Source organism: Mucilaginibacter sp., from assembly GCF_025362475.1.
Taxonomy (GTDB): domain Bacteria; phylum Bacteroidota; class Bacteroidia; order Sphingobacteriales; family Sphingobacteriaceae; genus Mucilaginibacter.
In genome coordinates, this window is sequence record NZ_JANYGH010000069.1 from 40488 (window position 1) to 56203 (window position 15716).

Here is a 15716-nt window from a genome sequence, read left to right on the forward strand (position 1 = left end):
GATTATAATTTTGAGCGCAAATATCATCGCAGATGTGTTAGGAGCATAAATCTAACTTTCTAATAAAAACTCCCCCTTTAGGGGGCCGGGGGGCTAAACTCACCCTCGCTTTTCGCAATCACAATAGTAGCTACACCATTGCCAATTACATTGGTGATGGCACGCGCTTCTGACATAAACCTGTCTACACCTATCAGGATAGCCAAACCTTCTACCGGGATAATTTTAATAGCCGCCAGTGTGCTGCTCAATACAATAAAGCCACTGCCGGTAACACCGGCCGCGCCCTTTGAAGTGATCATCAGGATGCCTATGATAGTTAATTGCTGGGCAAGAGATAGCGGTACATTAAATACCTGCGCCAAAAAAATCACACACATAGATAAGTAAATGGTAGTGCCATCCAAATTAAAGGAATAACCGGTAGGGATCACCAGGCCCACCACTGATTTGGAGCAGCCGAATTTTTCCATCTTCTCCATCATGGCCGGCAGGGCCGACTCGGACGAGGATGTCCCCAGCACAATCAATATTTCTTCCCGGATGTATTTAAGGTATTGCCAAAGGCTGAATTTGTAGATGCGGCAAATGATATTCAGCACCACAAAGATGAACAGGAACATGGTTAAATAAACCGAGCCCATGAGGATAGCTAATGGCTGTAACGTTTTTAAACCGTACTTACTGATGGTAAATGCCATCCCCCCGAATGCGCCCAAAGGGGCTACCTTCATCACAATTTTCATGATGTTGAAGAATACTTTTGACAGCTTATCAAACAGTTGGATAACTGATTGCCCGGTTTCGCCCATGCGACTTAGCCCGATGCCAAACAAAATAGCGAAGAACAGGATCTGTAATATATCGCCTTTGGCAAAAGCCTCAAACACGTTGCCGGGTACAATGTGAGCAATGAAATCGCCCCAGTGCATTTCGGCGGCAGCTTTTTCATACACGGCAAGCTTACTGGTATCGGCAACGGTATGGTTTACAAAGCCAGCGCCGGGTTTAACAATATTGGCCACGGCAACGCCAATGATAAGCGCGAATGAGGTAACTATTTCGAAATAAAGCAAGGCCTTGCCACCCACGCGGCCCACCTTTTTCATATCGCTCATGCCGGCAATGCCCAGCACTATGGTGAAAAATATGATTGGCGCTATCAGCATGGTGATTAAGCTGATGAATGTTTTGCTAATGAGTTCGGCAGTTGGGGCAAAGCCCTTAAAGTTTAGTCCGACGATGACACCGAGGGCAATAGCGATAAGAACCTGGAAGGTGAGGTTTGAGAATAGGCGTTTCATGGTTTAACAATCCCCCGGCTCCCTAAGGGGGGAGCAAAAGGTTTTATTTTGCCAATATAATAAGTTATTAGTTCTGATTATAACAAAAAGAGCTCCCTCCGGAAACCGAAGAGAGCTCTTTTGTTATTTAATGCCTTGTGTTAATTAGGCTTTACTTCGCCTGTTAGTAAATCAACAAGGTATTCGTGGTTTAAAAATGTCATTTGAGCTTTATGATTGCCTAAAAACTTAAGCGTTCCGCTATAATCCCATCCGCCGCCATTGGTTTTTCCTTTTGAATTAAAAGTTGCAGAGCCGCTTGTGATATCAAAGTTATCATCGGCATGTACGTACAGATTGCTAAAGTTATAAACGTTATGAACAGACATGAACGTGTTATACTTGGTGTATTGATTGTCGGTAAAAGATTTTAATTTTCCATCCAATGAAAAATTGGAATTGTTGGTATTTAAACCTCTTACATGGTAATCCTGAATAATGGCATAAGTAAAAGCATAGCCAGGGCCGCTGCCTTTTGTTGTAATGGAATCTATCAGATCGTATCCTATGGTTTTGTTATTGTTACATACAAAGTAATAGTTTACGCCACCTGTTTTATGCGCCTTTAAGGTATCGCCCTGGTTAAAAGTAAGGTTTAAGCTGGTATCAATATAAAAGCCGCAATTGTAATTGTTGCTTTGTACTTTAAGCTTTGATGTTGAAAAACTGGCAGATGGATTAACACCATCTTTAATACTGGCACCACCAAAAGCACCAACAATTGATTGTGCAAGGTTTTTACCAATTTCAACACTTGCCTGGGTTGTAGCCGGGGTATTGGGGGTGGTAGGGGTGGCGGTATTTTCAGTTTTTTTACATGCCGAATAAGAAATGACAACACCCATTAGTAACGGCAATACGATGCGTAGGTTTAGATTCATGATTTTGATTTAGATATTTTTATTGGAAAACGATACTCAATAAATATTCCAATCATACATTATATATAAAAGGATATTTTAATACCCTAAAACGCAATAATTAATTAATTTTCAGTTAAAGATTTGCCGACTGAAAGCTTGTTTTTTGGTTGCGGGAGGGGTGTGTTTTGCACCAAATGGGGAATTGTTTGCAATGTTTAATTTCCCGCTACGGATTTTGGGATTTTTGGAGCAAGGAGCAAGGACTTTTGGAGCAAGGATCTTTGGACAAAGGACTTTTTAGACAAAGGCCTATAAAACAGAAGTCATGCCGAACTTGTTTCGGCACCCCACATGCAAAGTCTGCAATATAATGTTGTTGACCTGTAATGTGGGATGCCGAAATAGTCGACATGACTTCGTGGTTTTTTTATAGCAATTTCCCCGATAGTAGTCGGGGGATACATATTTTAAGTTCGGGTTATAACACCTGTCCGGTTTTAATATTGATGGTGTAAACATCGCCATTAATGGTCACCTTGGCTTTATGGCCACCGATGAATACTATGGTTCCCGAGTAATTCCAGGTACCTTTATCATAAGTTCCTTTGGTAGAAAATTTCCCGTTTCCGCTTATAATATCGGCATCTGCAGAGCGGTCAATAACCAGCGCAGATAAACTGAAGTTGTATGAAGCTGCAACGGCTTTTGTAGTTGTGTTTTCTTTATAGGTGCCGTTTACGGATAAGTTCAACTTTCCATCCAGCTGAAGTTTTGCGCCTGTTTGGCCCGGGCTAAGGCTTTTTAATAAAAAGCTTTTGCCATATTTTGCTGTAATGTTATTGCCGCCACCAACTATAACTAAACGTAAGCTATCATTAACATTTACGCTTGAAGGTATGCTGTTGGTGCACAAAACTTCGTACTTGATTTTTTCCCACAGGTCGAGCTTTGCACTGTCGGTATCAAAGTTAGCCGAGAAGGTGGTATCAATTTTAAAACCGCAAACCAGGTGATGGTTTGATTGAACTTTAATTTTGCCTTTGTGAGCAAAATCAAGATTGCTTGGGTAGTCAATACCATCTTCGATGCTAAAGCCACCTTGCGCGCCATACAAAGATTCGCTAAGGCTTGAAGCCATTTGTGTGCTAACTACTTTGGTGCTAACTGTGCTGGTGTTGGGTTCGTCTTTTAATTTTCTGCAGGCCGACCATGTGAAGGCCACGCATAATAAGGCTAATAAAAGCAGTTTGTAATTGTGTTTCATGTTTAAGTTTAATAAGTGTCACCAAATTTAACTTTAATACGGTTAATTATATAATTAGTTAACTAAAAATATTAATATCTATTAATAATGATGAGGATGATGTTATTATGGAGGGTTTTGCAAGTATAACAAAGGTTATGTACCTTAAAAGGAATAGGTTAATCAACTAATCGCCAATAAACTACCATACTAATAGAGATTTTCTTAATTTCGCAACCTCATACGCGTAAACAATAAAATGGACTATCAATTTAAGGATATAGAGCAAAAATGGCAGCAGTTTTGGGCACAGAACGGAACGTTTAAAGCCGAAGACAAAAGCGCCAAACCCAAGTATTATGTGCTGGATATGTTCCCTTACCCATCGGGTGCGGGGCTGCATGTGGGTCACCCGCTGGGCTACATCGCATCTGATATTTTTGCACGTTATAAACGGTTAAAAGGGTTTAACGTGCTGCACCCCATGGGTTATGATAGTTTTGGCTTACCGGCCGAGCAGTATGCCATACAAACAGGGCAACACCCTGCGGTTACTACCGAAGATAATATTGCTACCTACCGCCGCCAGCTAGATCAGATTGGTTTCTCTTTTGATTGGAGTCGCGAGGTGCGCACCAGCTCGCCCGATTATTATAAATGGACACAGTGGATCTTTATGCAGCTGTTTAACAGCTGGTATAATAAGGATGCAAACAAGGCCGAATCTATTGCCAAACTGGTTGCCCATTTTGAGCAAGAGGGTTCTGCAGGCATCAACGCTGTATGTGATGAAGAAATATTAAGTTTTACTGCCGGTGAATGGAATGCCATGAGCAACCCAAAGCAGCAGGCCGAACTTTTAAAATACCGCCTAACCTACCTGCGCGAAAGTACCGTAAACTGGTGCCCCGCTTTAGGAACCGTATTGGCTAATGACGAAGTAAAAGACGGCTTTAGCGAGCGCGGCGGCTACCCGGTTGAGCAAAAGAAAATGATGCAATGGAGCATGCGCATTACCGCCTATGCCGAAAGATTATTGCAGGGACTGGATACTATTGACTGGCCCGAGCCATTAAAAGAGATGCAAAGGAACTGGATAGGTAAAAGTACCGGTGCCAGTGTTAAATTTCCGGTGCCAGGATCGGGGAGCGAGGTTCGGGGTGCGGCACACGCAACCGGCAACGCGAACCACGCAACCTACATCGAAGTTTTCACTACCCGTGTTGATACCATTTTTGGTGTTACATTTTTGGTGATAGCTCCTGAGCATGAGTTGGTGGCAACTTTAACTACGCCAGAGCAAAAGGCAGATATCGATGCTTATATAGCTGTAACCAAAAAGAAATCTGAACTGGATAGGATGGCCGATGCCAAAACGGTTTCGGGCGCGTTTACAGGGAGTTATGTGTTGAATCCGCTTAATGGCGAAAAGATCCAGATCTGGATTGCTGACTACGTTTTAGCCGGATATGGTACCGGGGCTGTAATGGCCGTACCATCGGGCGATCAGCGCGATTATTTGTTTGCAAAACATTTTAACCTCCCGATAGTACCTATCCTCGATATACAAAATATTGAAACAGAAGCCGACCCTACCAAGGAAGGTAAATATATCAACTCCGACTTTATGAACGGGCTGGACTATAAAGCAGGTACAGCAGCCGTTATTGCCAAACTGGAGTCAATTGGTGCCGGTAAGGCAAAAATAAACTTCAGGATGCGTGATGCTATTTTTGGCCGTCAGCGTTATTGGGGCGAACCGGTACCGGTTTATTTTAAAGAGGGCTTGCCACATTTAATTGAAGAAAATCACCTGCCATTGTTATTGCCCGAGGTTGACAAATACCTGCCAACCGAAAGCGGCGAACCTCCATTGGGCAGAGCCGAAGACTGGAGCTACAAGAGTGAAACGGGGGGTGATAGTGCGAGCTATCATTACGAACTTTCCACCATGCCGGGTTGGGCTGGCTCAAGCTGGTACTGGTACCGTTATATGGATGCGAAAAACGATAAGGAGTTTGCATCAAGAGAGGCTATTGAATATTGGAAAGATGTTGACTTATATATCGGCGGCAGCGAACATGCCACCGGCCACTTATTGTATAGCCGTTTTTGGAACAAATTTTTAAAGGATCTTGACCTGGTGGTTGAAGATGAGCCCTTTAAAAAGTTGATTAACCAGGGGATGATACAGGGTCGCTCAAGTATTATTTACAGGGTCGTCTTTGACGATAATCCTAACGGTTATCCGCCTTTGTTGCTGTCGAAAAATATTTATGTAGATTTCAGAGAATCTGTAACTTCTGAAGGACAACCTTTCTTAAATGATGATTTAAAGAATATTATCGAACAGCAATATGGTAAAGAGATTGCTGATAATATACCTTATTCAAATAGCAGAGTATTTATTCCTACTCGCATTGATGTTAACATAGTAGAAAATGATATTCTTAAAACTGAAAAATTAGGATTACATCTCCCGGAATTTAAAGACGCAATCTTTGTTAAAGAAAATGGGAAATATTACTGTGGACACGAAGTTGAAAAAATGTCCAAAAGATATTTTAACGTAGTGAATCCAGACGATATCGTTACCCGTTACGGTGCTGATACCCTGCGCATGTACGAGATGTTCCTTGGTCCGCTGGAGCAGAGCAAGCCATGGAATACCAATGGTATTGAGGGGGTATTCAAATTCCTGCGTAAATTTTGGAGGATGTTCCATAACGAGGCATGGGAATTTAGTGTATCTAATGCCGAGCCTTCAAAAGCCGAGTTAAAATCATTACATAAGATCATCCGCAAGGTTGAGGAAGATGTGGAACGCTTCTCGTTCAATACCTCGGTTTCCAGCTTCATGATCGCCGTTAATGAACTAACCGACCTGAAATGTAATAACCGCGCGATATTGCAGGATATGGTGATCATACTATCGCCATACGCCCCACATATTTGCGAAGAATTATGGACATTGCTTGGTAACCCGGCTGGTACGTTGTCGTACGCGCCTTTCCCTAAGTTCATCAGTTCGTACTTAATTGAGGATGAATTTGCATACCCGATATCTATCAACGGTAAAATGAAAATGAACCTCAGTATTTCATTAAGTCTTGATGTAAAGGAAATAGAAGCTGCTGTTTTAGCCAGCGCCGATGTACAAAAATATCTCGACGGCAAAGCCCCTAAAAAGGTAATTGTTGTTAAAGGCAGGATTGTGAATATGGTTGTGTAGACGGCCGGTTTAAATATTCGTCAACCCAGTAGCCATGTTCTGGAAAATGTCATTGACGATCATTTTTCAATAAATGACGTTTTAAAAAATTTGTCATCCTGAACATAGTGAAGGATCTATTCGCAGACTTTACAGGGCGAAGAAGCATAGTGCATAATAGATCCTTCACTATGTTCAGGATGACAAAAAAAGTTTTTTTTTAATTTCGTTGTTAACCCGGTTTAAGTGGATGTGCTAACAATACCTCCTATCAGTACGCAGCAAAAAAAGCATATACCGCAGGTTGATTATATCCGCGCCATTGCTGCTATGGCTGTTGCGCTTTTTCATTTGGGCGGTAAAGCCCTGCCGGTTTTAAAGTATGGCTGGCTGGGTGTATACATGTTTTTTCTGCTCTCGGGTTTTATCATTTGCTGGGCCATCCCGCAAAACTATACCTGGAAATTAAGCGGGCGCTTCATTTTAAAACGTATTATCCGCATCGAGCCTCCCTATATTATTTCTATTGTACTGGCCATCATTATTAAATTTTTTTGGGTAGAAAATTATAGCCCCGACTGGTTTAACGCCTTATGCCATTTGGCTTACCTCAATACCTTTGTAGGGCAATCTTATCTTAGTCCGGTTTATTGGACTTTGGGTATCGAGTTTCAATATTACCTTTTTGTTGCCCTGTGTTTCCCCTGGTTTACCAGTAAATGGGGGCAATGGTTGGTGTTACTATTAAGTATTTTGCCCATCATGATAAATGTACCGGAGGCTGGTTTGATCAATAGCTTTCCGGTGTTTGCGTTGGGCATTTTGTATTACCTATACCTGGTAAAAGGGAAAAACTTAATAGAAGTATTGGTTTTAGGCATTTTGATAACTACATGTGGTATATATACCCTTGGCTGGCTGCCAACCTGCGCTGCATTATTTGCTTTGGGGCTGTTGTTGTTGCCTTTAAAAAAGCACCCGGTAATTAGTTTCCTCTCCCGGATCTCGTTTTCATTATACCTTACACATGATATGATTGGCAGCAACCTTGTTGTTTATTTAGGTACGCTACTGCCCAAAACATTTATTTTTAAAGGATTGGAGTTTATGACAGGGATTGTAGTCAGTGTGTTATTTGCGTGGCTATTTTATTTTCTGGTGGAAGGGCCTTGTATAAAACTTTCCAAAAAAGTTGCTTATAAAATATAAATAGGCATGGTGTTTACCTGTGTTAACTTAGTGTAACATATACATGACAAAAGGCGCTTTATTGAAAAAATAAAGGTTTACGGTGTAACATTTGAAGTATTTTCGCCTCCAATTACGAAAATATATAATAAATGAAACGTTTTTACATACTAATAGCACTTTTTTGTTTTACTCTTTCGGCCAAAGCCCAGTTTAGTGTGGGTGGTGGCGGGCCAAGCATTGTTGGCCGTATTTCAGGTACCGTTATAGATTCAATTACAAAAAAGCCAATGGATTATACTACTGTAGGCTTATACCGCAGTGGTGGTAAATCGCCTATAAACGGCGTTTTAACCGACGAAAAAGGAAACTTTAAATTAGATAACGTAAAGCCAGGTTCTTATAAACTGGTTATATCTTTTATCGGGTATCCATCAAAAACAATTGAGCCAATAACTACTACAGCTTCAAAGCCTGATAATAAAATGGGCGCTGTTTTTATATCTCCGGGGGCAAAAACATTGGCTACAGTTAATGTAGTTGGCCAGGCGCCGCTGATTGAAAACAAAATAGATAAGATTGTTTACAATGCCGAAAAGGATCTTACATCTGCCGGTGGTAACGCTACAGATGTACTGCAAAAAGTGCCATTGGTGGCTGTGGATATTAACGGTAACGTATCTATCCGTGGCGACCAAAACGTGCGTGTATTAATTAACGGTAAACCATCGGGTGCAACATCGGCCAGTTTAGCTGATGTTTTAAAAACCATCCCTGCCGATCAGATCAAAAGCATCGAGGTGGTAACATCTCCATCAGCAAAATATGATGCGGAAGGTTCTGGTGGTATCATCAACATCATTACCAAGCAAAAAAATGTTTCGGGCTTTAGTGGTTCGGTAAGCGGTGGCGTAGGTACGCGTCAAAATAACGGTAACGTTAACTTAAACTATAACAAAAACAGGTTTAGCCTGGGCATTAACGCGGGAGGGAACTTAACCTGGCCGCAAACATCAACAACAAACTTTGATCAGGTTTTTAGAGGTGAAAATGGGGAGGTTATCCGCCATAACTACAATAATTCATCAAGCCGTATTAAAAGGCATGGGGCAATTGGTTCTGTAACTATGGGTTATGAGGTTAATGCTTTTAACAGCTTTAACAGCACTTTCAGACTTAATGACGGTGGTTTTAATACCGATGGAAAAGGAATCAATAATGTTGATTTAGCAGGTATAGTAAGCAATTACAAAAGCACAACCCGATCGCATAATCACTTTGGCGGTTTTGACTGGAATCTTGATTATACGCACAAGTTTAAAAAAGAGGGAGAAGAGTTTACCCTTTCGGGCCAATGGAGCCATAGTATAATTACAACTAATTATACCAACTTATTTACCGCGGTTAACCCAAGCCAAATGGGCGCCAACAATGGTAAAAACAACGAATATACTTTCCAGGGTGATTATACATTGCCGGTAAGTAAAGTGCTAAAGATTGAGGCTGGTGGCAAAACCATACAACGCCGTATCAATAGTAACTATGATATATTTAACACAGACAGCCTTGGCAATAACGGGCTACGTGATTCATTAAACTCCAACCTGTATAACTATAACCAAAATGTATATGCTGGCTATGCGGTATTAACCTTCACTTTGCCTAAAAGCTACTCGTTGCTTGTAGGTGGTAGGGTTGAAAACACAAGGATAAAAGGTGATCCACAAAATCCTTTCCAGGACCCTAATAAATTGGGCGACCTTTACCAGGATTTAAAACCGTTCTCGTCCAGCTATACTACTTATGTACCAAGCTTAACCATACAAAAACAGTTGGGTAGCCAAACTTTAAAGCTATCATACAGCAAGCGTATTCAAAGGCCAAGTTTGCAGTTTTTAAATCCATTCATTAACCGTAGTAACGTACAAAGCCAAACTGTGGGTAACGTGAATTTATCGCCCGAGGTATCACAAACTGTGGAGTTAAACATCAATAAGTTCGTGAAATCATCTGTGCTTAACTTTTCGGTTTATTACAAGCATACCAATAACCTGATAGAAGGTATTGCGGATACTTTAACCGAAAAAATAAATGGCCAGGTAATAAACGGAACGCGTACTGCTTACCAAAATGTTGGTAGAAACAATTCATTTGGCGCCAGTTTCTTTGGGTCGATAAACCCGATAAAGCCACTTACCATCCGTGCCAGCATTAACGCATATACTTATAATCCATCTATATTCCCTCAGTATGATATTGCTGCATCAAAAACAGGTGTTTATTTTCAATACTCTGCTTTTGGAAGCGCTTCATACCAGTTTCCACATAACTTTCTGGCAGAATTATTTGGCTTTACCAATTCATCACGAAGAACCATCCAGGGTACTAACCCCGCGTTTGGAATATATGCCTTTGGTTTTAAGAAACAGTTTATGGATAAAAAACTGGCTATCGGTTTTAACACTGTACAGCCATTTGCCAGGGACAAACATTTTGACTCCAACATCAGCAATGCTTCATTTACGCAAACCAGTTCAACTGCGTTTCCGTTCCGTTCATTTGGTTTAACGTTTAGCTATAGCTTTGGTAAACTAAGCTTCAGCAATCCGCAGCAACAGAAAAAAGGTGTAAACAATGATGACCTTAAACAAGGCGATCAGGGTGGACAGGGTAATACCCCAGCAGGCGGACGATAGGTTAATAAATTAGAGTCGGAAATTGAGACTTGAAAAATATAAGGGCCGGGAGATTTTATTCTTCCGGCCCTTTTTATGTTCCATAAGGTCATGCCGAACTTGTTTCGGCATCCCATTTGCAAGGTGTACAACATGTTGGCAACCTGTCCTGTGGGGTCCTGAAACAAGTTCAGGATGACTTCGGGGGAGAGGATTTTTGCGTTATGCTTACTCTCTCCCTTCTATTCAGCTTCTACATCAATTCCTATCTGTTTCAGCAATAACGAGGCATTAAAGGTTTTGCATTCGCCGTGTTTGATTTTATAGTCAAACAGCATTTCACCATCTTTTACCTGGATATCGAAGTAGAAGTTGCGTACATAATCAGGGTATTTATCTTCCAGGCGGGCAATCTGCAGGTCATGAGTAGCAACCATGCCAACCGCGTTTTTACGGATCAGCTGCTCTATTACCGCTTTTGAACCGAGGTATTTATCAACCGAGTTGGTGCCGCGCAGCATTTCATCAATCAGGAAAAATATCTTGGGATGGTTCTCTACTGCGGCAAGCAGCATTTGCAGGCGGTCAAGCTCGGCTTTAAAGGTGGATGTACTTTCGTTCAGTGAATCCTTGATACGCATATAGGTAATCATGGTTATTACAGAAACACGCATGCTTTTAGCGCATACAGGTGCACCGCAAAGGGCCAGTACAGTATTTATGCCAATGGTGCGTAAAAAGGTGCTCTTGCCCGCCATATTTGATCCGGTGATGATGTCAATCTTGTGGGTGTCTTCCAGCTCATAATTATTTTCAATACGTTTTGCGGCACTAATAAGCGGGTGGGCAAGGGATTGCGCAATGAGTGTATAACCAGGTTTATCCTCAATTTGCGGAAAAGCCCAATCGGGATAGTTAACTGCCAGTCCAGACAGACTGATAAGCGCTTCAAATTCGGCAATTACGTCAAAGGCTGTTTCCAGGCTCTCGGTATTTTGGCGTTTCCAGTTTTCTATGGCAATAACCTGGCGGATATCCCACAAAAAAAACAGGTTCAAAATAAAGCCTACAATCATATTTAAATGATAATTGAGCTTATTGATGAGTGAAGCCAGCTCTTTTATTTTGCTGGATGTTTTACCGGATTTTAACATTCCTGCATGTGATATGTTATAAGTGGCATGCCATTGCTCTTCTTCAATGCGTTTAAATACATCGGCATAGTTGGTTAGCGTATTGCCAATTTTACCGGCAATCATATCCGCTTTGCTGATATACATGGCTTTTGAAAACACGATACCCATATTGGCTATACCAATTATAATAGCAGCCAGTTTTGCCTGGGGGATAAACCATGCCAGTATCAATATACCCGTAAATAAATAAGGGGCAATTTTGGCATATAGCGCAAGCCATTTTTCGCCGGGCATATCCAATGGCAGGTGCAGGTATTTAAACAGGTTTTTAAGCTGATTGGCATCCTGCTGGATACCAAATAGCAGGCGGGTTTGGATCTCCAGTTTCCAATCTTTTTTGGTTGCTATTTCTTTAATCGCTTCCTGCCTTGGTAAAATAATCTCTTTGATTGATGGCTGGTCAAACCAATCGGCAAGTTTGGCATTACCGGTTGATGTAGCGGTGCGGTTTACCAGTTGATATAGGGATGCATTGCCAAAAATATCGAGGTCGGCAGTGTAAAAATGTTTTTCGCTGGCAAAGCGGGCTCCATCGCTATAAATATTGGCGTGTGTTTGTATGGTGGCAACTTCGTTAAGGTTTACTTTTTGCAGATCATCAAAGTATTGTTTAAGCTTTTCGAACCGGCTTTGCCGCGATACCAGCCAGGCAAAAGCAAAAATAAGAACAACAAAAGCCACCGCCACAATAGTGAAATTATCTTGCTGCACGGCAATGCTGATAGCTACAACAATCAGCGCGAAAATACTTAGTCTGAGTAACGAATAAGTATTGGCCAGCTTTTTATATTTAGCGGCTTTCTGCTGTGCTGCGCTGGCCCTTTGATTGTAATCGTTAATAATATCCTGTTCCATTTTTTGTTAAAAAAGTTGAGGCTAAATAAACACATATATTTCAAATAAACGTTTATTTGTTTCAGATATGAAGATCACGTTTTTAACTGTTGGCAAAACCGAAGATGCCTATTTAAAAGAGGGCATAGATAAGTATGTAAAGCGCCTGAAGCATTACACTAAAATAGAAATAGTTGAAATTAACGAACTGAAAAATACCAAGTCGCTCACTGCCGAGCAGCAAAAGGCTAAAGAAGCCGAGCTGATTCTCAAAAAAATAGCACCGCTTGACCATGTGATACTGATGGATGAAAAGGGGACCGAATATTCGTCGACCCAATTTGCGGCCTATATCAGCAAAAAGGAGCTCAGCTCATCAGCCACCCTGGTATTTGTTATTGGTGGTCCATATGGTTTTGATCAATCAGTGTATCAAAGGGCAAATGATAAAATCGCCCTTTCAAGAATGACATTCTCGCATCAAATGGTTCGCCTGTTTTTTGTAGAGCAGCTGTACCGGGCGTTTACGATCATGAAAGGTGAGCCGTATCATCATGAATAGATGTGCAGATATGCAGATTTCAGATGTGCAGATGATTGTTTGATTGTCTGAACCGGAATTACACGAATTGATGGAATTATTCGAATTTTAAAATCCCGTGTTCGGAAATTCCATTAATTCTTCAATTCTAAAAATTCGAGTTCAGACAAAAATATTACCAAATGTTTAATCGCTGTTCACATGAACTTTTGATTAAGACAAACAATCTGCACATCTGAAATCCACGCATCTAAAATCATATTTCGTACCTTTGCTATATGTCAGGTCACGATCATTCTCATGCACACGGTCATCATCATCATGATCATGCCCCCAAGTTAGATCATTTGAACAACGCGTTCATCATCGGTATTATATTAAACTCGGTGTTTGTGATTGTGGAGGCTGTAGCCGGTTTTGTAACCCATTCCCTGTCGCTGTTAACAGATGCCGGGCATAACCTGAGCGATGTAGCTTCGCTGGCCCTTGCGTTGCTGGCCTTTAAACTCACCAAAGTAAGTTCCAATAGCAAATATACCTACGGCTATAAACGATCAACCATCATCGTATCTTTCTTTAATGCTATGATCCTGTTTGTTGCGGTTGGCTTTATAGTTTACGAGGCGATAATGCGCTTTATAAATCCCGAAACCATATCCGGCGGAACAATGGCCTGGGTAGCTTTTATAGGGATAGGCATCAACGCGCTTACCGCCTGGCTTTTTGTAAAGGATAAGGATACCGATCTTAATATTAAAGGAGCCTACCTGCACATGGCGGTTGATGCCATTGTATCTTTCGGCGTAGTGATATCGGGTATTATTATTTATTTTACCCGCCTGTATTGGATAGATAGCGTAGTGAGTATAGTAATTGCGGTGGTGATACTTCGGGGCACCTGGGGGCTGTTAAAAGCCAGCCTGCGCCTGGAAATGGATGGCGTACCTGCCGAAATGGACCTGGAAAAGATAAAAGCCGAACTAATGAAAGGCAAAGGCGTTTTAGATGTGCACCACATGCACGTTTGGGCACTAAGCACTACAGAAAATGCCCTGACTGCCCACCTGGTTATTAAGCCCGAAGCTGTAGCCGATTTTGATAGCATCAAACATGATCTGCGGCACCGCCTGCAGCACATGGATATTAACCATAGCACTTTTGAGCCGGAGTTTGCCGATGAGGAGTGTAAGCATGTGGATTGCTTGTAACGGAGATTGCTTAAAATAAGAGCTTGCGTCATGCCGAATTTATTTCGGCATCCCACGTGCTAAGTAATCCAACATACAGACCAAAAATATTCGTAGTAAACTGAATCGTAAAGTTTATATTTATTCACAAAGGCTGATCCCTCATTATTAATATATTGCCAAATTCTAGAATCTAAGCTACAAGTTACGCCAATATAGAATGTAGTTCGATATTGATTAGTCATTATATAAACATGACCTTGTTTATAAAGCATGACTTAAATATGAAATGCTATTTACTATGCATGTGAGATGCCGAAATAAATTCGCATGACGGGTGCGTTATTTATTAAATGCCGGATTTCACTTCACTTTTTACGCATTTACCATTCCTCAATAATTAAGAAAAGCCTTCCTGTCTGTGAATAAGTAGGTTGTGAATAACCGAAACTTTACGGATATACAGTAATCGACTGATAATGAATAGTATGCTAAATTTAAGAGGAAAAGCCATTTTTACTCCAGAGTCGATCAAATTAAAGCTGTTTAAAAACGGCCTATAATTGTTAATAAACCGTTGATAAAAATCATCGAAAAAGTTTTGGAAATCAGCTACTTGTCCCGATATTTAAATCATCAAGAACGAAGTACTTTGACAGCCTTACAGGATAACAGAAAGTGAATCGGGCAAATTTTAGGAGGAGCTAAAGATCACGGGACTGCCTGAGTTACACCAAACAGAAACTGCGCAAGCGACGGAAACGCAGTGTTAACTACCATAGGGTATTAACAGAAGCTGTAAATTTTTACGGAGATATACAGCCTAAATAATGACTTCGACGCAACCTTAACCTGCAAGGGCACAAAGGCAGAGCTAGTTGGTTAATTTACAGAAAGCTTAGTGCTTTATGGATGACTATGGTTACTCATAAGGATAAAACGGGAGACAAATCGAAAGAGGCGGCTCCCGTTTTTGTTTTATAAGAATTTTAAATAGACACCACAGTCATTGTTTCGATAAATTTACCTCTCGCTGATCTGTCTTTCATAATCTTTATAGATATTTGTTTAAACATTTATCATAGCTATGGAAATTGGAATAGACAGCTTTGCCGCCGCAAACGTAAAAGGCACAACTAACAACAGCGATGCTTTGGTGCAATTGCTGGATAGGATGGAGCATGCCGATAAAGTAGGCCTTGACGTATTTGGCATTGGCGAGCATCACCGTAAAGAGTTTTTAGACTCTGCCCCAACCATGATCCTGGCCGCGGCAGCTGCCCGCACCAAGCGTATTAAATTAACCAGCGCCGTTACCGTTTTAAGCGCTGCTGATCCGGTTAGGGTATTCCAAAATTTTGCTACGTTGGACCTAATCTCAAAAGGTCGCGCGGAAATGGTTGTGGGTCGTGGTTCCTTTACCGAAGCATTCCCG

Annotated in this window: 11 protein-coding genes; 6 read left to right on the forward strand and 5 right to left on the reverse strand. The window is 41.2% G+C overall.

The annotated features are described in order from the left end of the window. Positions 1 to 77: 77 nt before the first annotated feature. The 3 genes from Q0R88_RS24345 to Q0R88_RS24355 all read right to left on the reverse strand — a co-directional run bounded on the left by Q0R88_RS24345 (position 78) and on the right by Q0R88_RS24355 (position 3470). Entirely contained in the window at positions 78 to 1304 is a 1227-nt protein-coding gene (locus tag Q0R88_RS24345) for a dicarboxylate/amino acid:cation symporter (RefSeq protein ID WP_295721028.1), read from the reverse strand. A gap of 140 nt (positions 1305 to 1444) precedes the next feature. Continuing rightward, a complete protein-coding gene (locus Q0R88_RS24350; protein WP_295721029.1) occupies positions 1445 to 2224 on the reverse strand; it encodes a hypothetical protein in 780 nt (259 codons plus the stop codon). A 460-nt stretch (positions 2225 to 2684) separates the two neighbouring features. Next, positions 2685 to 3470, reverse strand: coding sequence for a hypothetical protein (locus tag Q0R88_RS24355; RefSeq protein WP_295721030.1), 786 nt, complete (start codon positions 3468 to 3470; stop codon positions 2685 to 2687). 238 nt (positions 3471 to 3708) lie between these two features. On the opposite strand from Q0R88_RS24355, the gene Q0R88_RS24360 reads away from it, so the two are divergent. The 3 genes from Q0R88_RS24360 (at position 3709) to Q0R88_RS24370 (ending at position 10544) form a co-directional block, all read left to right on the forward strand. Next, a complete protein-coding gene (locus Q0R88_RS24360) occupies positions 3709 to 6681 on the forward strand; it encodes a class I tRNA ligase family protein (protein ID WP_295721031.1) in 2973 nt (990 codons plus the stop codon). Between the two features lie 231 nt (positions 6682 to 6912). Continuing rightward, positions 6913 to 7869 carry an acyltransferase gene (locus Q0R88_RS24365; protein WP_295721032.1) on the forward strand — a complete coding sequence of 319 codons (957 nt, stop codon included), beginning with the start codon at positions 6913 to 6915 and terminating at the stop codon, positions 7867 to 7869. Positions 7870 to 8000: 131 nt separating this feature from the next. After that, positions 8001 to 10544 carry an outer membrane beta-barrel family protein gene (locus Q0R88_RS24370; RefSeq protein ID WP_295721033.1) on the forward strand — a complete coding sequence of 848 codons (2544 nt, stop codon included), beginning with the start codon at positions 8001 to 8003 and terminating at the stop codon, positions 10542 to 10544. Positions 10545 to 10765: 221 nt separating this feature from the next. Here Q0R88_RS24370 and Q0R88_RS24375 read toward each other — a convergent pair whose 3' ends face one another. After that, entirely contained in the window at positions 10766 to 12574 is a 1809-nt protein-coding gene (locus Q0R88_RS24375; RefSeq protein ID WP_295721034.1) for a DNA mismatch repair protein MutS, read from the reverse strand. 67 nt (positions 12575 to 12641) lie between these two features. Here Q0R88_RS24375 and rlmH point away from each other — a divergent pair, with 67 nt between their 5' ends. Together rlmH and Q0R88_RS24385 are read left to right on the forward strand one after the other, a co-directional pair. Further along, positions 12642 to 13115 (forward strand): 23S rRNA (pseudouridine(1915)-N(3))-methyltransferase RlmH, encoded by a 474-nt coding sequence (rlmH, locus tag Q0R88_RS24380; protein ID WP_295721035.1) that lies wholly within the window; start codon positions 12642 to 12644, stop codon positions 13113 to 13115. Positions 13116 to 13372: 257 nt separating this feature from the next. Continuing rightward, entirely contained in the window at positions 13373 to 14302 is a 930-nt protein-coding gene (locus Q0R88_RS24385; RefSeq protein WP_295721036.1) for a cation diffusion facilitator family transporter, read from the forward strand. Between the two features lie 59 nt (positions 14303 to 14361). Here the strand turns inward: Q0R88_RS24385 and Q0R88_RS27225 are convergent, their stop codons facing one another. Continuing rightward, a complete protein-coding gene (locus tag Q0R88_RS27225) occupies positions 14362 to 14556 on the reverse strand; it encodes a GIY-YIG nuclease family protein (RefSeq protein ID WP_366087921.1) in 195 nt (64 codons plus the stop codon). Positions 14557 to 15368: 812 nt separating this feature from the next. On the opposite strand from Q0R88_RS27225, the gene Q0R88_RS24390 reads away from it, so the two are divergent. After that, positions 15369 to 15716: LLM class flavin-dependent oxidoreductase (locus Q0R88_RS24390; protein ID WP_295721037.1), on the forward strand; the 348-nt coding region annotated here is incomplete at its 3' end.